The 19,090-nt window shown below is 39.4% G+C and carries 13 protein-coding genes; all 13 read right to left on the bottom strand.

Features of this window, described 5'->3' with window-relative positions; genetic code table 11:
- Window positions 1–114 precede the first annotated feature (114 nt).
- The 13 genes from ACFSKL_RS03465 to ACFSKL_RS03405 all read right to left on the bottom strand — a co-directional run bounded on the left by ACFSKL_RS03465 (window position 115) and on the right by ACFSKL_RS03405 (window position 18,794).
- Window positions 115–1,827: a hypothetical protein gene (locus tag ACFSKL_RS03465; RefSeq protein WP_376883520.1), complete on the bottom strand. Its 1,713-nt coding sequence runs from the start codon at window positions 1,825–1,827 to the stop codon at window positions 115–117.
- A 294-nt stretch (window positions 1,828–2,121) separates the two neighbouring features.
- Window positions 2,122–3,633 (bottom strand): sodium:solute symporter family protein, encoded by a 1,512-nt coding sequence (locus tag ACFSKL_RS03460; protein WP_376883519.1) that lies wholly within the window; start codon window positions 3,631–3,633, stop codon window positions 2,122–2,124.
- Window positions 3,633–4,565, bottom strand: coding sequence for a dihydrodipicolinate synthase family protein (locus ACFSKL_RS03455; protein ID WP_376883518.1), 933 nt, complete (start codon window positions 4,563–4,565; stop codon window positions 3,633–3,635). The genes ACFSKL_RS03460 and ACFSKL_RS03455 overlap by 1 nt, the downstream gene beginning before the upstream one ends.
- Window positions 4,566–5,127: 562 nt before the next feature.
- On the bottom strand, window positions 5,128–7,167 hold the full coding sequence (locus ACFSKL_RS03450) for an aceric acid hydrolase (protein ID WP_376883517.1): 2,040 nt from the start codon (window positions 7,165–7,167) through the stop codon (window positions 5,128–5,130).
- A gap of 303 nt (window positions 7,168–7,470) precedes the next feature.
- A complete protein-coding gene (locus ACFSKL_RS03445) occupies window positions 7,471–9,831 on the bottom strand; it encodes a DUF5703 domain-containing protein (RefSeq protein ID WP_376883516.1) in 2,361 nt (786 codons plus the stop codon).
- Between the two features lie 181 nt (window positions 9,832–10,012).
- Complete coding sequence (locus ACFSKL_RS03440; RefSeq protein ID WP_376883515.1) at window positions 10,013–11,044, bottom strand: hypothetical protein; 1,032 nt, start codon at window positions 11,042–11,044, stop codon at window positions 10,013–10,015.
- A gap of 2 nt (window positions 11,045–11,046) precedes the next feature.
- Window positions 11,047–13,356 (bottom strand): AAA family ATPase, encoded by a 2,310-nt coding sequence (locus tag ACFSKL_RS03435; RefSeq protein ID WP_376883514.1) that lies wholly within the window; start codon window positions 13,354–13,356, stop codon window positions 11,047–11,049.
- Entirely contained in the window at window positions 13,346–13,567 is a 222-nt protein-coding gene (locus ACFSKL_RS03430; protein ID WP_376883513.1) for a hypothetical protein, read from the bottom strand. The genes ACFSKL_RS03435 and ACFSKL_RS03430 overlap by 11 nt, the downstream gene beginning before the upstream one ends.
- Window positions 13,568–13,569: 2 nt before the next feature.
- Window positions 13,570–13,782 carry a KTSC domain-containing protein gene (locus ACFSKL_RS03425; protein ID WP_376883512.1) on the bottom strand — a complete coding sequence of 71 codons (213 nt, stop codon included), beginning with the start codon at window positions 13,780–13,782 and terminating at the stop codon, window positions 13,570–13,572.
- Between the two features lie 1,151 nt (window positions 13,783–14,933).
- A complete protein-coding gene (locus ACFSKL_RS03420; protein WP_376883511.1) occupies window positions 14,934–15,641 on the bottom strand; it encodes a class I SAM-dependent methyltransferase in 708 nt (235 codons plus the stop codon).
- Between the two features lie 150 nt (window positions 15,642–15,791).
- Window positions 15,792–16,532, bottom strand: a complete 741-nt coding sequence (locus tag ACFSKL_RS03415; RefSeq protein WP_376883510.1) for an SDR family NAD(P)-dependent oxidoreductase — start codon at window positions 16,530–16,532, stop codon at window positions 15,792–15,794.
- Between the two features lie 71 nt (window positions 16,533–16,603).
- The gene (locus tag ACFSKL_RS03410; RefSeq protein ID WP_376883509.1) at window positions 16,604–17,170 is read right to left on the bottom strand and encodes a Crp/Fnr family transcriptional regulator; all 567 of its coding nucleotides are present in this window, start codon (window positions 17,168–17,170) and stop codon (window positions 16,604–16,606) included.
- Window positions 17,171–17,354: 184 nt separating this feature from the next.
- Window positions 17,355–18,794 (bottom strand): sialate O-acetylesterase, encoded by a 1,440-nt coding sequence (locus tag ACFSKL_RS03405; protein ID WP_376883508.1) that lies wholly within the window; start codon window positions 18,792–18,794, stop codon window positions 17,355–17,357.
- Window positions 18,795–19,090: the final 296 nt, after the last annotated feature.

The following is a 19,090-nucleotide window of genomic DNA, read 5'->3' as shown; positions in this document are numbered from 1 at the left end:
AGGACTCTAAGGTTGCACAAAGGACACTGTGGTTTTTACTCTAGGACAAAGCCTTGTGAATCTTCTGAAACCTTTGTGCTCCTTGTGGTTAAATCGAAATATCGATTGGTTCTTCTATCTTCCCAATTTCAATCTTTTGGTATTCACTTCACCACCATTGATCAGGTGCAATAAAGGCACTGGTCTGTCTGTTCCCTCCACAAATGCCGGCCTGGCTTGCCAAGGTGTTATGGACAAGACATTGGTGAAATCCATCCAAAATTGCAATCTGGCAGGTTTTAGTCCCCAAGTCATGTGAAAATGGTTGGATGGAGCATACTGCTTGTACTCGGTCATGCTGGCATACTTTGGCACCACAAATGTATGTGGCCAAGTAGGGTTTGCAGTCTGTCGGATAGCTTGGGCGATATCATGTGGCAGTTCCACCGTCTTTGCTTCATCCCAAACCATGGAGAACATTCCTGACAGAGAACTGTATGCCAACCTAGCTGCTATGCCTTCGATTCCGCCTGGAGAAATGTAGTGGACAGAATTGCCCAAATAATAGAAATAATCCACGGCTTTGGGGAAGGAGATTTTGGACATGATCGTATCCTCATCCGAACCTGGTAATGCCGCCCAATCGAAAGAAGCCGAGCCTGAATTCACTCCATCCACAAAACCTTTTTCAATCCAATCATCTTCTTTGGAAACTGGAAGGTTCTGCTCTTTTGTAAACTCTATAAGATCATCCTTTTCCCAGACTTTTCTGAAATCCATAAACAAAGGAGGATTTCCACCCGAAAGCCAAGTCATAAACAACTGTGTCAACAGTGCCTGTACATCCGCTTCGGTTGCAAATGGAATTACGGGCTTGGGACCATTATGGTCGAAAGTTGAATTGAAAAGCGACTCCATGATGTCCGCTACAGGTTGCTGAATAGCACGGGAATCAGATCCCCATTCCAATTGGCTCATAAAGCCACCACCCACAGCATCCAATTCCACCATCAGATCCCTTACGATAAGGTATAAAGCCAAACTTTTATCCAACAACTCACTGTCTTTCTCCAATTCAGGCAATTCAATCCTGTCTTTTGCATGCCCTTCGAGCCATAATCTCAGTTTCTTGAGCTCTTCTTTGTCATAGGATTCCTTTTGGAGCATATCAGAAAGCAGCTTCATATCGAGCCTGGTAATCTCCAAACCAAATTGATTTCTGGTTTCCAACACATGCGCCAAGGCAGTTTCCATTCCCATGGAATCATGACCAAAAACCACAACCCTTCTGCCTCTCAAGCCTATAAAAGTAATTGCTGCATAACACCAATCCACCAAGTTTCCCAAAGTCTGATCATCCATTTCAGGTGATTGTCCAGTATCTGGCCATTTGCCTACATTGATATGGGTCAACTTGCCAAATTGGGCAATAGCCCCAGCAGTCGCATGGGTATAAACTACACCTGGTCTTGGTGCGCTGTTGCCTGTGGTAAAATTGATCGGGGTATCCTTTGGAAAATGCGCCATCAGGGATAATGTAGTCAATTGGGGAAAGGACCAGGTATCGGGAACACACACCAGAATGTTCACTCCAGCTTCCTTGAACTGACGTGCTACCTGATCTGCTTGGCTTTCTGCATCTATCAAAATATCAGAATAGACGATCTCGACAGCTTTTCCATCAGGCTGTTTGATTTTGCTGGCCAACTTCTGTGCAGCACTTTTCACGATGTTGATGCTTCGTTCCCTGCTGGCTTGATCTATTCTTGGATCACAAGGAGCAAAAACCCCGATAACCGGTGCACCTGTGCCTTTATTTACCTCTCTCGATAATAATTTAGCGTTCATATATGTTTCTTTTGATTTTTTTTGGTTTTGGTGATATTCAGAAATGCCATTAGTCAACAGTCATCGGTTGACCGTTAAATCCACCGATCATATTATGCCACATCCAGAAATAGATTGACACTTTTTTCTTTCAATTAGAGGAGTTCAACCCCTTTGGGGTTGTTGTTTCCTGTATCTTCATTACTCCCCGGGTTATAACCCGGGGTTATTCAAAGTTCAACCACTTCGTGGTTGTAGTTTTCGTCTTGAATCTTGTGTCTTATATCTTGTGTCTCGTCTCTTGCTTCTTATCTCTTATTTTTTTCTCGTCTCCCCCTTCTTTCTCCCAATTCCACTCAGGAGAAATCCAACAAGAAATATCACCAATGTTCCTACTACAATCGTCAAGTTGGCGTGGAGAGGGTTTTTGAATTTTTCCAGCATTTCACCTTCCAAGAGTATAGCTGATAAACTCATCCAAGAGATCACCAACACACCGATAATGACTCCTATAAGCGCTTCGATTTTTTTCACATTCTTGGCTAAATATCCCAGTAGAAATAAGCCCAATACCCCTCCACTGAAAATGGATGACAATGCCCACCAAGCATCCAGTGCACTTGTGACTCCTGTCATCGCAAGGGCAACAGCTATGCTGATCAAGCCCATAAACACCGCAGAAATCCGCAATACCCTTAAACTTGCCCCCATACTTGGGTTTTTGGAGATGTATTTTTTATAATGATCTGTGAGGATTATTGTCGAGGAACTGTTTAGGCTTGTGGAAATGGTACTCATCCCAGCCGCAAAAATCGCAGCGATCAACAAACCAGTAAATCCTGTTGGTAGGCCGTTGACAATGAAGTATGGAAATATCTTATCTGCCGCATCCAAAGTCCTTAAGCCTTGGGGCAGTATCGTTAGATCTGATTGATAATAGACATACAAAGCCGTCCCAATCATAAAGAATAAAAGGGAAACCGGAATATAAAGCAAGCTGCCAAACCATGTGGATTGGATGGCTTCCTTTTCGTTTTTTGCACTCATATATCTTTGGATGTAGTTTTGGTCTACTCCGAAGTTTTGGAGATTGATCACCAATCCATATACCAATATCACCCAAAAAGTAGAGGTGGTAAAATCCAATTGGAAGCTCCCCAGACTAAGTTTGTCATGGGCTTTGGCAACTTTTATAGCCTCTGTTGTTCCACCGGGGATTTGATTGAGGATTACCAAAAGACAAATAACCGCTCCAGCAATCAGGATAATGCCCTGTATGGCATCTGTCCAAATCACTGCCTCAATTCCACCCAAAGCTGCATAAATGATCACGCAAATACCCGTGATGATAATTATCCAAGCAATATCCCAGCCCAATAAGGCATTCATTGGCAATGCTAGAAGGTACAGAATAGAACCCATCCTTGCCAATTGTGTCAGCAAGTAACAAATGGAGGCATAGACCCTGGCCCAAGAACCGAACCTTACTTCCAGATAGTAATAGGCAGAAACACTGTTGATCTTTCTGTACAGTGGGATAAACAGCTTGATCGCAATATATGCTGCAATGGGAATCGTCAAACTAAAGACGAAACTATTCCAATTGCCCAGATAGGCACTTCCTGGCAACGCCAAAAAACTGATGCTACTCACAAAAGTTGCAAAAATAGACATTCCTATCGCCCAGGTTGGCAATTTCCCACCACCTGTCACATAATTTTCGGGAGATTTATTTTTTCTGAAGTAGAATGAAATCCCAAACAAAAGAATACCTGCCATGTATCCAAAGAAGATAATCAGGTCAAGTATTTCGATTTGATCAGCCATTATCCTATCATAGACTTGATGTTCTCGACGGCTTTTGCAACCTGGTCTTTCTCAGACTTCCCAAAATTATGCAGTGGCGAAGCCATAAAATCACTGCAAATACCCAATACAGAAAGTGCAGCTTTCACTCCCTTCAAATAGGAAGATCCATACTTCCCGATTGTGTACAAACTGTCTGAAATCAACATCACCTGATCGTGGAGTTTTCTGACTTTTTCCAAATCCCCTGATTTTGCTGCCTTGTATAAAGCCACATATAATTCAGGGAAAATATTGGCACCTCCATTGACTCCACCAGAAGCGCCCATCAATACTGCTTCTGCCATGATTTCTTCCGGACCTACCCATAGGGAAAAGTCAGGCTGACCTTTCATGGTATGGATAAGCTTGTTGAAGTACACACTGTTTGCGGAACTGTCTTTTAGGCCTATAACCCCGGAAAGTTTGGAAAGCTCTGCCACAGTCTTGGGTTCTATCACTGTCTTGGTATGAACAGGCATGTTGTACAAAAACAAAGGCAAAGGAAGTCTTTGGTTAAGGTCCGTGTAATATTCCAAAAGCTCCTGCTGGGACAAAGCATAATAATATGGCGGTGCGGCAACTAAAGCCGATGCACCTGCTTCCTTCGCAGTATTGGCTAACTTCACACTTTCTACAATAGACGTGTCAGTGATTCCCACCAAAACAGGAATCCTTCCATTTACCAATTCACAGGTTTTCTGGGTAAGTTCATGCTTTAGTTTATTGGAAAGGTTTGTCGATTCGCCTGTGGTTCCGAGGATAAACACCCCATTGACGCCCCCAGCAATGACATGCGCTATCAATTTTCCCAATCCTTCCAAATCCAAGCTGTCATCATCCAGCATAGGCGTGACTAAAGGAGGAATGATACCACCGGAAAAATCAAAATTGGACTCAGTATTCAGTTTCATGGTTATAAAGTTTAGCAGCGAATAATTCTTTTTACAAACTTAATTTCTGATTGGCTGAAGCCATCCTGTACTTACTTGATTGATGATTAGCTGGTCTCTCGCAAAGGCCACAAAGGTGCAGAGATACGCTGAAAATTTAGTGAAAGTGAGAGGCTAGAGGTTAGATACGAGTCTGCTTTCTCTTGTCTCTTTGTCACATCCTGATTTTACTTGACACTTTTTCCTGTTGTTTTTCTTTTGTTTTCAATCTTCATAAATGCCTCTTAGTCCAAGTAAAGATAACTCTCCTGCCGTCGGGGTGACCTGGTGATCATTTCGAATTTACCTCCCGTAAGGGAGGCGTGGAGCCTGTTCCGTAGGATTGCGGAAAGAAATCTCGAACTGAAATTTATATATACTTTTCATTTTTCCACTTCTTTGTACAAAGACGGAAGGAGACCTCTCCTGCCGTCGAGGTGACGTAGTCGTATAAAGCACACTCATTTCTGTCACTTGTTTCTTTCCTCTTGTTTCTCGCTTCTTGTTTCTTGCCTCTCGCTTCTAGCCTCTCACTTCTCTCCAATCACTTAAAAGGCATCCAAACCAGCATTTCTCCTTCTCCTCGGTTGGCCCAGGCGAAGTATGGGATGAGGGTGAGGGTTGCTTTGTCTGTTTTGCTTTTGTTCAGTGGACTGTAGAGTTTTTTGTCCCAGTTTCTTTCGGATTGGAAGATGGCTTCGCCTTTCAATGCCAAAAGCTTGTTTCCATCAACTTCCATCCATTCTGTTGAAAATTCACTATTTGTATCAAAAATTAAATCATCAACTTTTTTTCCTTCAGGCAAATCCATCGATTCTGCACAGTACACTATCGGTCCTCTTTTGACTACTATCTGGTTTTTGCTTTCTTCTACCAATGGATGGGATTCGAGCAATTGAACAGGCATTTCCAAGACCAATTCTACCTGATCTCCTTTTTTCCAATTTCTGGAAATAGCGAAATAGCTTCCCGATTCCAACTTTTGGTTTTGGAGCTGACCATTCACTTTAAGGGAGGCTTTTTCACACCAACCGGGGATTCTCAAATGCAGGGAAAATTCATCTTTGGGTACCCTATCCATTGTCAATTTGATGGTTTCATCCCATGGATATTCGGAAGTTTGGGTTAGGGAAACCTTGTCTCCATTGGCAAATTCCGTGTTCAGGGTATTACTTCCATAGAGATTGACAAAAATCCCCTTTTCGGAAATGCTATAAGCATAATTATTGACCTGTGCGAGGGTTCTTGCGACGTTTGGAGCACAGCAATTGCTTTTGGAAATGTAGCCCTCCCTGATATTTGGCCACCTCAGGTTGTAAGGCAAATCCAGCTTGGCACTCAGGGGGTTGTTGTAGAAAAACTCTGTCCCTTTCAAGCTGATTCCGGAAAGGATGCTGTTGTAGAAATTCAATTCCATGACATCTGTATGCTTGGCATCCTGGGTCAATTGCAGCATTCTCCAGTTCCAAAGCATGTTGCCGATATTGGCACAAGTTTCATTGTGGGCTGATGCGTGGGGCAATTGGAAAGGTTTCCCGAAAGATTGATGGGTTTTTTGGACTTGTGAGGGATCATAGGATGTGCCATCGGGGGAAACTCCATCGTACAAAGCGCCACATCCACCGTTGACGTACATTTTTCTATACACCACATCTTCCCAGATCGAAAGGAGATTTTCCAACAGGATCTCCTCCCCAGTTTCTGCATACAGATCTGCTACCCCAGCATAGAGATAAGTTGCCCTGACTGCATGCCCCATAGACACTTTTTGTTCCCTAAAAGGATAGCGGTCTTGGTTGTCATCTGTTCCATCATCGGTCGTTCCCCTGATATCGATCAGATTTTGGGATAATTCCAAATATTTTTCATTTCTGGTAGTCCGATACATTTCTGTCACCCCCATGTAGTGGGAAGGACAAATGGCATTTCTAGCCAATTCGGGCGAAGCATCTTTGTAAAAATCATACAGAAAATCTGCAACTCCAATGGCTACATCCAAGAAATTCCTTTTTCCCGTAGCTCTATAGTGAACACAGGCAGCGGTCATCAAATGCCCCATATTGTACTTCTCGAAACTCAACTGCTTCTGAACCTCTTCAGGTCCGAGCGTTCCCCACCTTTCCTCTATCAATACAGGTGTATGGAGATATCCATCTTCCCTTTGGGTTTTGGCTATCAATGCAATCGCCCTGTCCATTTCTTTGTCTATATCAACATCTTTGGTCACGGCATATAGGGAAGCCATGGCTTCGAATACCTTATAAAAATCCCCGTCGTGGAAAGAAGGTCCTTTGAATTTCCCTTGGATTTCTCCCGCTGCTATCTCAAAATTCCGCACCGCATGGTTGATATCAGCATCATGATACAGACTCCACATAAATGGGATGGTTTTTTCCTTGGTCACATCAAAACGTTCTTTCCAAAACCCACCAGTCCAAACCACGTCCTGCATGTCCACACTTTTGAGCTTGGCAAAAGGACTTTCATCGGTATTGACCAAAGCCCTCTGCTGGGCAATTATCTTGCTGGAAAAAAGTAGGCTTCCCAGCATTCCTAAAATTAAAATCAAAGAAATTTTATTCATTATTTATAGTTTTATGATGGTCTAAATTTGCTTTTGGTTGACTGGTTATTAGTTGAATTAGTTAATTGGTTGATTAGGTTATCGGTTAATTGAGTTATTGGTTGAATTGGTAATTGGTTGATTGGGTTTATCGGTTATTGGTTGATTAAGTTATCTGTTGGCTTGGAACCTGGTGAGCTAATAACTGATAACTGATCACCGATAACTGTTAACTAATAACTGTTAACTTCTATCTGAAAACCGATAAACTATCCCTCTATCAATATCTAGTAAAAACCAGTATCAAATAATATCCAATCAATATCAATCAATATCCCCCAACTCATTCTTTTCTTCCAGGCTGAAATCCAAGAGGTTGATTATGTCTTTTTCCCGATGTGCTGGAATTACTTGCAGGTTTTCCAATTTTCCGTTTCGCAAACTTCCTGTGATAGTTGTCAGATAAGCAGCATGTAGCTTGAAGTCTACATCCCAGTCCTTTGGCCATGCGGGGAAAAGGTAAATTTTGTCTTCCAATGTCTGAACAAGCATTTCCTGAATGCCAATCATGCCAGATCCCCCCCAATTATGATCCGGAACCCAATCGAATCCAGGTCCCCAAAATGCAGGAAACCTCCTGCCTGAATCAGCCATTTTTTTCAGTGTCCATTCGGCTGCTTCACCCACCATGCCCATACGGGCTGCGAAAATATTGTCCTGCTTCCAGCCGACATGGCTTCTGAATTTTTCCACATCGGGATCATGATGCCAGGTGTTCCAAGCAAAATCCAGATTGGGCAAACCCAAGCCATACAGCTTCCAAGGATAAACTGGGTACATCTGTGGAGATTCGGTATTGTTGACCCTTTCCCAGAGTTTTGCAGGGGAAAGGACGGTATGTCCGTTGATTTTCCGTAAGTTCAAAGGTGGAATCGTAGCCAAGAATTTTTCCCAATGGGATTTCTGATCCTCTCCCAAGTATCCTGCTGGCAATTCCAATAGTCTTTGGGTGATGACTTTCAGTCCTGAAATGGTCGAATTGGCATTGTAAGCCATCTTGTAGGTTTCATTCGCAGTGCCGGGATAAAGCACCAAATGCCCATTTTGGTCATAAACCTTTGCTCCGCGATTCCTTGCGAGGTATTGATAATGTTCGTCAAAGAATGTCAAACAGCTTTCTATAAATGGGATGTATTTGCTGATATCCTGTCCATCATATCTCTCCAATTCGAGCATCATCAGGCAAAATTCCAATACGGTATCCCACTGATATTCCAACCATGCATTGTACTGCATACCCGGATCGTATCCTTCAGGTCTTTTCCAGCCATATTCTGCCGGATTGGGCAAAGCGAAATTTTCCAACTGCTCCGTGAAACTCGCCCCTTCATGTCCCCAGTAAACCTTGCTGCGCAATTCTGCATTTTTCAGCAAATTCAAGTAAAAATCAAGTTGGGAAGGCATCATGTCAAAATCCCCGCTTGCCAACATGGGGAAATAGACCAACCGCTGGTTTTGGGCAGTCATGGTTCCCCCACCCCAATTTCTATGGTCGGGGGTAAGTCTGTAAGTACTGTCTGTGTAGAATGGATCTACCGTGAAAAGTCCCCCATTGAATTTGGTCGGATAAGCTCCGTAAGCATTGCATGCCAACATGTAGCGGAAAAGCTGATAATTCTTGCCTACATTCCAGACTGAGTCATCTTTGCGCTTATCCGGATCTATCACCACATGGCTTCTATCCCAAAAATCCCTCCACCACTTTCGGGTTTCAGCTTTGTTTTTCTTCCATGTGTTGGGTTTATTTTCAGCCTTGAATTGTGCCAATTCGTCCAGCCATTGTTTTTGGTCAGTGGTCTGATTGGTATGTAGGTAAATAACCATCTGATGCTGCTTAGATGGCTTCTCGCTTTTCAACTCCCAAGCTTCAAAGTCCGTATCCTGATATACTCCGCTGCTTTTTTGGGATGCAACCAAGCCTTTTCCCTCAATCCATCCACCAAAAGTGAGGTTCGATATGGGATTGTACAATTGTTCTTTTACCTCATCCAACTTTTGTTGGGCAACTACAATGTCAAAAACAGTAGGTTCCGCTTTGTTTCGGTGAAAAAACAACACGCCATTTTCCACAAAATCTATCTTATCGGCATAAGTGATCACCTCCCCTTGGGGCGCCCATTTGTAGCTGTTGGCATTATTGGCTTTGCCTGTAACCGTGCGGTCTTTGTACCTCCATGATTCATAGCTAGCCGTCATGCTGATCGCTTGCTTGGACTCAAGTTCGAGGTGGATAATGGGCCGATGAACATCTACCCATATCTCGATTTTGGTATCCCTGGCTTTTATTTCGAGGAAACCATCTTTCAAAACCAGTTCCTGCTTGAAATTATCCGAGTTATCAAAAGGATTTGGAGATAGCTTGATTCGGGTTCTACCCAGTTTGAGCAACGTATTGTTTTCATCAAAAGCACCCGATCTTCCGATATAAAAAATCAGTTCCCCATCCTCTACCCATACATTCAAGCCAATATCTCCCCCACCCACAGGCATGGACTCCCCGGCATTCGCACTGGGCGAATTCCAGACAGGATTGTATTGATCCAAAAATGACAAGTCCTGTGAATATGCATTTCTGCACAGCACAAGCACCAAAACCAAAGTACAGTAAAAGCGGAACGATTTCATCGAAGGTCAAATTATCAAAAGCGGTTTGCCTTTCTTTCCTGTGGTGTGCTGTATGGGGGATTCAGGTATACTTACTTATGGTGGGATGATTCACGCAAAGGCGCGGAGAGAATTTATGGTTTTATGGTTGTTTTTGGATTTTAGGTAAGGGGTGATTTACTGTTCGGGAGATTATTCCTATCTATATTGCATTGATGTCCTTTTCAATTAGCCTATACTTGTCTTTTACATCTTCTCCTGAATAAAAGTCTAGTAAGTCTTTTTTGGTTAGAGTTCCTTGGTTTAGAAAACGTTTCAAATATTCTTGGTTGAATTCCATTAAAAGAATTGATTTTTCTAATTGTTTTAAAATCGCTTTGTTGTTTTCAATGTTATTGTGAACCAAAGATTTTATTGTCAATACTTCATTGATGTCTTTGATGATTCGGTTTACCATCATTGCCAAAATATCTTTGTCGAGTTCAATTTCTTTAGCATTTAAAGCAATGTCTCTTGCTAACATATACGCAATAGCCAAATTACTGTAATCTCCTTTTTGTGAATTAATAATGGCAACAAAACCAACTCCGGGAATGTAACCCACATTTTCGAAATTCCTTAGAATCGAGTTTTCTACTAAGGAAATGTCAAAAACAATTAAACTTACTTTACTGTCTCTATTGGCTTGTGCTTCTATTAATTGACTCCAAGCAGTATCAGATTTACGAGTAAAAATATCTTTGCTTTCAATATTTCCTAAACGAACACTTTTGTCAAACTTACATTCAATAGCTATTTTTAAATCAGGCGTTCCGTTTAATTCACAAATTATATCACCTGTTTTGTTTTTCGGTAAATTCCCTGCTGCATTGCCAGTTAAAAACGCTCTGTCTTTTAGTTTTTTATCTGCAAAATATTGGTTTAAAAACTCTGCAATTTCATCCTCCGCTAAAACACCTTTTATTGTTGATTTATAGAAAAGTTCTTTCTTCATTTCAAAAATCATCTTCAAACTTTCGAGTTCTGTTCCTAACTCATTGGATGTTTTTGAAAGAAAAGAGGAAATTCGGTCTTCCATTAGAGCCAACACTCCAATGTAAATTGCTCTTAGCAATTTATCATCTCTATCACTTGCAGGAAGATTGTCAAAGTAATTGAAAACGATTTGATTTTCGATTTCAAATTCTTTAATTTCAATTCGTTTGAGTTGTTGATTTATTTTTATTGTTGCCATTTTTAAAGAGTAATTGCATTTTCTAGTGCTTCAAAATGAAGTTTGTCTTTCTTCTTTATATGTTTTATTAATTCCCTACAAGCAACAGGAATATCCGCCACATATTCACTTTGTTTGCCAATTCTATCTATGTTGTCTAAATGACTAAAATAATGGAATGGCTTACAAATTCTCTTGGAAATTTCAGGGGAAAAAATCTTGTCAGCTCTTCTATCTACATTTTGATCACTTGGATATTTAGTTAATGTGTACATTTCCAAAAACCTTCTTAAGGTATTTGGTATTAAAAATAGCTTGTCTGATTTTAGAGGTTTTTTTAGTTTGTTAAATTCGTAGATTTCTTTAAATAAATAATGATACTCAGATTTATACTTGTCTAAAATGGCAGGCAATTCCTTGATAATGGTGGTATTGTCAGTAAAACTCCTTTCAATATAGTATTTTGACTCTTTGCTAGGCTTCTCCATTGGTAATTCTCTCAATAAATTGAAAAATTCGAAGTTATGAGTTGAAAAAAATAATTGAAGACATTTAAGTTTCCACTCACCTCCAGGATTATCATTGGAAAAGAGCATTTCTTTTAAAATCGAGTTTATTTGAAAGATGTGATTCCCATCTAAACTTGAGATTGGATCGTCAATAAAAACGATATAATCTTTAAAAACCCCTTTAGACTCTAACGATTTTATGGTAACTAAAAAATGAGAAAATGCTATTGAAGTTTTTTCGCCCTCACTTAAATTTGATGCATTCTCACTGCCTCTAAGTAGCAAAAACTTTTTAGATATTGGCTCTAAAATTATTTCTATATCATTTCGATTTAAAAAGCTCTGAATAAAGTATGTATATCTTAAAGCACCTTCAGCGTCACTAACCTTTTTCGATTCATAAAAGTGAATTTGCTTTTCATAATCACTTACTTGGGTATTTAGTTTCTCAATTTGTTCAATTGCAGAATTGCATTTCTTTTCCTTATCAAGGTATTTTTCTCTCATTAAAAATGAGGCAATTAAATGATTTTTGTAGATGTTTCGTTCATTTTCAATACGGTGTTTGAAACCTTTTGAAAAATCATTATTGCTTCTAATTACATTGTTTAGCTGTTCAATTTTATTTGTAATTAGCGAAAAATCAAATTCCTTTATTGCATCTACACTAACGTGTAAAGACTTGCTTAACTTCAAATCCAGTTTTGCAGCAAGAGTTTTTAAGTGCTTTTTGTAGGATGTAAAAATTTTATCAAGTTCTTTTTTTAAACTTAAATATTCGTCAATGTACCCTAAGTTTAGGTCATTACTACTTGAAGGAAAATTAATTTGTTTTGAATTATCTTCTTCTTCAATGATTTGGCTTTTTAGATTGTTAATACCTTCTTTTGTAGTTGAAGCTTCACTATTGAAAAATTCAGTTAAATATTGAAACCTATCGGGTTTTATTTCATTATCACAAAACAGACATTTATCAGATTTTGAATGAAGCTCCTTGCCCTTCTTTACCCAAGTATATACTTCTGAATTACTATTCAATATTTTATCTAAATGCTTTTTATCAGGAATTTTTACTAATAAATCATTTACCGATTTTATTAATATTTCATAGGTAGAGTTGAATGAAATTTCTTCCAGAACCTCTTTGGGTTCTTTTGATAAAACTATGGCTTTGAGTTGCGCTAATTTCTTTTTGTCGGTTATTATAAACTCAGATAAATTGTATTTTACCTTAGATACGATTGGTTTTAGGTTTGCCTTGGTAAAATCAATTTCGCTTCCAAAATGATCAATTTTGATCTCTTTTGCGAAATGTGTAAACTTGCCTGTTGTTGATCTGTCATAAATTTCGAACTCATCAATAGTTTTCAGGTATGGGCTTTTTTTACCTACGGTAGTTTCAGTACCATTTATTAATTCAATTTTGTTTTTTAGCTCTATTATTTTCTCAGTGTATTTTGCATTATCCCCAACTTCAAATAGAATGGTCTTGGATTCAGAAATTTCATCCTTATGAATACTGAAGTTAAGATTGTCTTTTATATAATCAGAGTTAAAGACAAGGATTTCAAATGGGAAGCTTTGTAAGGTTGATGAATCAAAATCACCAGCAGATGTATTTACTTTGAAAAAACTATTATTATAGCTATTGTGTAATTTTTTATCACGTAATGAACTAAATATTCTTGATATAGTTGTTTTACCAGAATAATTCCAACCATAGAATAAGTTTTTATGATTGAAATTTTTTAACCCAGTAACAGAACTCCAAGAAAAGTTCTTGTAAACACCAAAATCCTTTATATTGTCAATTCTATTTATCATATAGATTCTTTACGTGTATATTGATATAGGAATTTAAACCGCTTCCACTTTTTGCAAGTCGTTTCAAATTCTCCACGTGATTTTGTCCAGCCTTTCGATAACTATATCTATATGTTCTAGCTGTACCAGAAAATTTCACAAGGATATAATCAGAACCTATTTCATAGGCTGAAACTCCTGAACCACCACTTGAATTTCTATATCTTTCCATAATTACATTTTTTGAAACTCATATCCTGCTTTTTTAATATTTCTGTCAAAATATTGACCGTGCGAACTTGCACTCATCAATTCTTCATAAACATTTTCGGGAACATCAAAATATTGATAAACACCACCGTGATTAAATTCTATTTCAAGAATTTCGTTTTCTACATTATATCCAACAGATGCAAGATTTGAGGATTCTACTGATTGTCTTTCCATATTGCTTAATTTTTATTACTAAAACTATAATCATCTTTGATTCCATATGCAATGTCTGCAAAATATAAAGAAGCATTTAGCTTCTTCCCACTTTCTTTCAAAGCAACTTTTCTACAAAAAAAATTAGTAAGTTTATTCAAACCGATTAAACTTCCCAAACTTACCCATTCCAACCCATATATAAAATACCAACTACAGGGTATTTTTTAAGAAAAATCAACATTTATTTGTGCGGAATGAAGGTAAGAGACCGAAAAAAGTTGATGTTATCAGAATTCTATTTTAAGCGTGTAACCCAATTATCAAATTTTCGCGGATCATTTCTAAAGTCAGTTTTCGCTTTTTGTTCATTATTTCGCTTACTGGACTTTTGAAACCAATCATATCAACCAATTGCATCGGGACCTTTCACACTGGGGCGTTAGTCCTTACTTCTTCGTAGAAAAACAACACAAAGCAAACCTAGAGGGGCGTAGTCACTTGGTTGGAATGGTTGTGATTACGTTTCATTTGAAAAATGTGAAGAATGTAAATAGGTTAAATATCCTACACCTGCATTTGTCATTTGATGGATGCTCTCAATCTTTGGTATCAGGGGCGTAGCCCATCCTTCTTCTTAGATAAAAAATCCGACGTGATGGGATTTAGGGGCGTAGTCCTGTGATCTTGGGTTTGAATCCAATTTGCTGAGATTTCAGGGCTAACGCCCCTCATGGGAATAATGACATTTCATTTTTCTACGAAGATATATGGGCTACGCCCCTATTTTTCGACCAACTGTCTTCTCTTGCTTCTCGTCTCTATTGTCGCTCCTGAAATTAGTTGACACTTTTTTAAACTTACCTCCTGGTTTTATAGCCAAGTCATATCGACCGCAAGGAGCCTGTCCCGAATTGCGGAAAGATATCTCACTTCGTTCGATATGACCCTGTCGCATTTCGGTACATGACACTTGACAAATGCTTCTTGACTCTTTGTCTCGTCCTGAATTTACTTGACACTTTTTGTAATCACAATCGTCATTTGAACTCGACCCTAAATATATCGCCGAAGGCTTTTATCTATTTATATCGCGAAGCTTATATCGATTCTTTTGTCTCACATGACACTTAATTTTTTGTCTCTTGTATCTTGCGTCTTGACTCTCTCTCCTACTTAATCCCTCCAAATGCCCCAAAGCACATGTTTTTGTGCAGGATTTCTACTTTTTTGAAGCCTACTTGTTTCATCAGATCCAATTGGTAGTTCATAGACCTGGGGGAATCTTCTTTTTCTACATAGTCCAGAACATTCTGACGGTAAGCTTTTCCGCCCAAACCTTCCAAATAATCCCCGTACCGTTCCCAGATATAGTCGTTGAGCAATTCTGTGTCTTGTCTGATCAAGTCCGAAATCATCAGACAACCTCCTGGCTTGAGCAATTGAAACAGTTTTGCAAAGGTTTTTTCCCAATCGGTATCATCTCTAAGATGATGCAAAACAGCACCTGCCAAAATAATGTCATAATGGTTTTCCTTTAACCCTACTTCCCGAATATCTCCCTGCAAAATCGTGACTTCTCCATTTGTTTTCTGAGAGACCCGTTCGAATGCCTTGTACAGCATGGGTTTACTCAAATCTACCAGGGTACAGTTGAGCCCTGGGATTTTTGTAAGCATCATCAATGAATAATTCCCTCCGCCACATCCTACATCCAAAAGATTTTGGGCATTGGGAACAATCCTCTTTGCAGCTTCTGTAATGAGTTCCAATGAAACCCTGGCATCGATTGTGGACTGCTGTCCCGTATCCAAATTTGAGAACCGCTCCACATCATTGTCAAACCGCTCTTTTATCTCTTCTATAGTTGATTTTTTCATTTGTTGTTTTTTATGTATATCCGTTTTCATACCACTAGCCACTTAAATAACGTACTTTATTTGCAGCTGCTGTTGACAGTTAACGATTATCCGTATCATTCCGAGTGTTAAATATGCATACTGGTATCATTTCGGATAATCATATTTTGTTTAATCAAATCCGCCTGATACGCATATTTTTTGCCCTGTAATCCAAGAAGCATCATCTGATGCTAAAAATACAGCTAAGTTTGAAATATCTTTTGGCTGTCCAATTCTTCCCAATGGGGTTTGTCCAACAATAAAATCTTCCATCTGAGAACCTATGATCTGGTTGCCCTCAGTTTGAGTTGGACCGGGCAAGATTGAATTTACACGGATATTTCTTGTCCCAAGCTCTTTTGATAAGGTTCGGGTAATTGCATCTACGGCACTTTTACTTGCAGAATAGATCAAAGACATGGGTGTTGCCTTAACACTTGCCACTGAACTGATATTGATAATACTACCTCCATTTTGATTAAAATATCCCAAGGCTTCTTGGATGGATAAAATCGTTCCCAAGACATTGCTGTTGAATTGGCGATGGAATTCTTCTTCGGTGATGATTTCTACAGGTTCAAATTTGTAGACACCTGCATTGTTAATTAATGTGTCAATCTGCCCAAATTTTTTCCCAACTTCTTCAAACAATCTTTTAACATCGCTTGCCTTTGTAACATCTGCTTGGATCGCAACAGCAGTCCCTCCATTCTTCACAATATTTTCAACAATGGCTTCACCGTTTTTTTTGTCAGACGAATAGTTGACTACCACTTTCGCTCCATCATTTGCCATAGCCTTGGCAATTTCAGCCCCTATGCCTTTTGACGCACCTGTAACTACGATTACTTTGTTCTGTACTTTGTTCATTTTCTAGTTTTATTAAGGAGTAACAAAACTAGAGGGTTGAAAATTGGAATTTTTTGCCTTATGGCAAAAAGTCATTTCTTAGCCCTTATTCGACTTAATGTGTGTTGGGTAATACCCAAAAATGATGCGATTTGACTTTGGGGAATGCGTTGTATAATCGAAGGTTGTCTTTGAACCAGTTTACTGTACTTGGTTTGGGCATCATCGACAAGCATCTCGCTTTTCAGCAAATATTTTTCCAGCAATGCTTTTTCTTTTATTTGGCTTATGATTTTGGGAAAATTTGGGATTGATTTTTCCAACAATTCATACTTACTAATTGTCAATGTGATCAAAGTGCATTTGGTCAGTGCTTCTATATATTCCTCCGAAGGTGTCTTGTTTGTGAAACTTTCCAAAGCAACTGCAAAATGTCCTTCACTTGTAAAATACTGAATAAAATCATCTCCCATGGCATTGGTTCTTACCACCTTAAAAACGCCTTCCAAAACGAAGCCCATTTTTTTGCAGGTTTGTCCTTGCCCGCAGTATTTTTCTCCCTTCTCTAATGTTTCAATATAGGTGTTTTGGATGATCAATGCTTTATCGGCATCTGAAATTGGCAAAATCGATTCAAATAATTCTATTAATCTATCCATTGGATGATGGGAATAGGGTTTTTCTACTGATGGGAAATTTGGGCAGATGACAGTTGATGAATCCTCTGTGTCCAAAGTATCCAAATTTAGTGTCTAAACAGAACTTTTTCCTGCAATACCCATGAAATTTAGCAATGAAATATAAACTTTAATTCAGCAAATGCTTTCTCTATGCCATTCCTACTCACCAATCATCCGTCCGAAATGAAGACAAGGGCAAACCTGCTGTGCTGAAAATCTCTGCTGCTACATAATCTTTGAAAGCGTATCTGACTGCTACTGGGTTTGGGACGTTTGGACTGGATAATTTGATGGATTTTCTTCCCAATACAGCTTGGGCTGGGTGGAATTTCCTGTCTTCCCCTGCTATTTCAAAACCAAGCACTTCTTTGCCATAAGATGTAATCCCGCTTGGAACTTGGTCAAATGATACGGTCACAACACTTCCTTCTGTAGCAAACTCTTTGTACACGGGGCCAGCAAACTCAAAGCCTTTCAATCCATAAGTATTCGCCAAAGCCCAGTAGGCAAAGCGATGTCCTACTTCTTTCTTTTTGGCTGGATGGATATTCTCCTTCTCTCCCACATCCAATAATACGACCATGCCACTGTTTGGGATTTTGTCTGTTGCCTTTCTCTGTGCATCCCTGATATAGGCAGAATTATTCTTTTCTATCACTTCATTTGGAGTGAATTGGGCATAATTGAAGGGTGCGATCTGTGCATAGTAGAAAGGGAATTCCCCCACTGACCATTGGGCTCTCCAGAAACTGACCATTGTTGGAAGCAAGCGTTCATATTGATCGGGTCTGTCATAATTGGACTCTCCTTGATACCAAATCACGCCCGCAATCCCATAGCCGATGATGGGCGAAAGCATTCCGTTGTATAGGGCTGTGGCTGTTCGATTGGGTTCTTTGATATCAGTTTTTTGCTTTGGTAAATTAATCTCGGGGAAATCTTTCAGCATTTCGGAATCCATCCAAGCCTCGATATTGGAACCACCATAAGACACGTGGATCAAGCCCACTGGAACATCCAAAACCTCCGTCAAGAGATTCCCGAAATACCAGCCTGTTGCACTGAAATTGGAAACTGTTTCAGAACTTGGTGATTTCCATGCTCCTTCGAAATTGTCTGTTGGCTCCAATTCAGCTTTGCGAGGGACGGTGATCATTCTCAACAATGGATTTTTGGCACTGACAATTTGCTCCTGCCCTCCTTCTATATGTTGCGCAGGATAGCCTTTGAGGGGCATTTCCATATTGGATTGACCGGAACAAAGCCAAACTTCACCAATCAAAACTCCCGAAAAAACGATTTCCTCACCTGTGTTATCACGAATTTGGAGTTTATAAGGACCTCCTGCTTCTGGAGTTGGGATTTCTGTTTTCCATCTGCCATCAGCGTCTGATGTAGTTTCGACCACATTTTCAGACCAAGTTCCATGAATTGAGATGCGCTGCTTTGGTGCGGACTTGCCCCATATTTTGACATTGGAATTCCTTTGCAATACCATGTCATTGGAAAAAATCGCAGGCAAGGTAACCTGTCCAAATACTCCTTCTATCATGCAAAATGCCAGAAAGACCGATAGGATCATTGAGAATTTTATTTTCTTCATGCTTATAGTTTTTCAATTTCAAATAGTGACTGGTTATTGGGGGAATTATTGATTAGTTGATTTGGTTAAATTAGTAATTGGTTAATTTAGGAATTAGTTAATTTAGTTAAGTATTTAGTCGATTTTACCACGGAGAACACCAAGGAGGCACGGAGATCACAAGGTAAACTAAGTTAAATAGAACAATCTCTCTGTGTCCTCCTATGTTGAAAAACAAGCAAAAGGGCTAAAATTTCACATAACTATTCCACTCTGTTTCTTTTTTCTCTTAAATGCATTCTCAGTTTTGATAGACT

It is taken from the genome of Belliella marina, from assembly GCF_042682445.1.
Taxonomy (GTDB): domain Bacteria; phylum Bacteroidota; class Bacteroidia; order Cytophagales; family Cyclobacteriaceae; genus Belliella; species Belliella marina.
The sequence above is the reverse complement of the archived record's forward strand: the minus strand, read 5'-3'. Positions and strand labels throughout refer to the sequence as shown.

Bases quoted from the DNA above. Each gene is read 5' to 3' on its own strand.
- ACFSKL_RS03465 (WP_376883520.1), bottom strand. From the start codon at position 1,827: ATGAACGCTAAATTATTATCGAGAGAGGTAAATAAAGGCACAGGTGCA.
- ACFSKL_RS03460 (WP_376883519.1), bottom strand. From the start codon at position 3,633: ATGGCTGATCAAATCGAAATACTTGACCTGATTATCTTCTTTGGATAC.
- ACFSKL_RS03455 (WP_376883518.1), bottom strand. From the start codon at position 4,565: ATGAAACTGAATACTGAGTCCAATTTTGATTTTTCCGGTGGTATCATT.
- ACFSKL_RS03450 (WP_376883517.1), bottom strand. From the start codon at position 7,167: ATGAATAAAATTTCTTTGATTTTAATTTTAGGAATGCTGGGAAGCCTA.
- ACFSKL_RS03445 (WP_376883516.1), bottom strand. From the start codon at position 9,831: ATGAAATCGTTCCGCTTTTACTGTACTTTGGTTTTGGTGCTTGTGCTG.
- ACFSKL_RS03440 (WP_376883515.1), bottom strand. From the start codon at position 11,044: ATGGCAACAATAAAAATAAATCAACAACTCAAACGAATTGAAATTAAA.
- ACFSKL_RS03435 (WP_376883514.1), bottom strand. From the start codon at position 13,356: ATGATAAATAGAATTGACAATATAAAGGATTTTGGTGTTTACAAGAAC.
- ACFSKL_RS03430 (WP_376883513.1), bottom strand. From the start codon at position 13,567: ATGGAAAGATATAGAAATTCAAGTGGTGGTTCAGGAGTTTCAGCCTAT.
- ACFSKL_RS03425 (WP_376883512.1), bottom strand. From the start codon at position 13,782: ATGGAAAGACAATCAGTAGAATCCTCAAATCTTGCATCTGTTGGATAT.
- ACFSKL_RS03420 (WP_376883511.1), bottom strand. From the start codon at position 15,641: ATGAAAAAATCAACTATAGAAGAGATAAAAGAGCGGTTTGACAATGAT.
- ACFSKL_RS03415 (WP_376883510.1), bottom strand. From the start codon at position 16,532: ATGAACAAAGTACAGAACAAAGTAATCGTAGTTACAGGTGCGTCAAAA.
- ACFSKL_RS03410 (WP_376883509.1), bottom strand. From the start codon at position 17,170: ATGGATAGATTAATAGAATTATTTGAATCGATTTTGCCAATTTCAGAT.
- ACFSKL_RS03405 (WP_376883508.1), bottom strand. From the start codon at position 18,794: ATGAAGAAAATAAAATTCTCAATGATCCTATCGGTCTTTCTGGCATTT.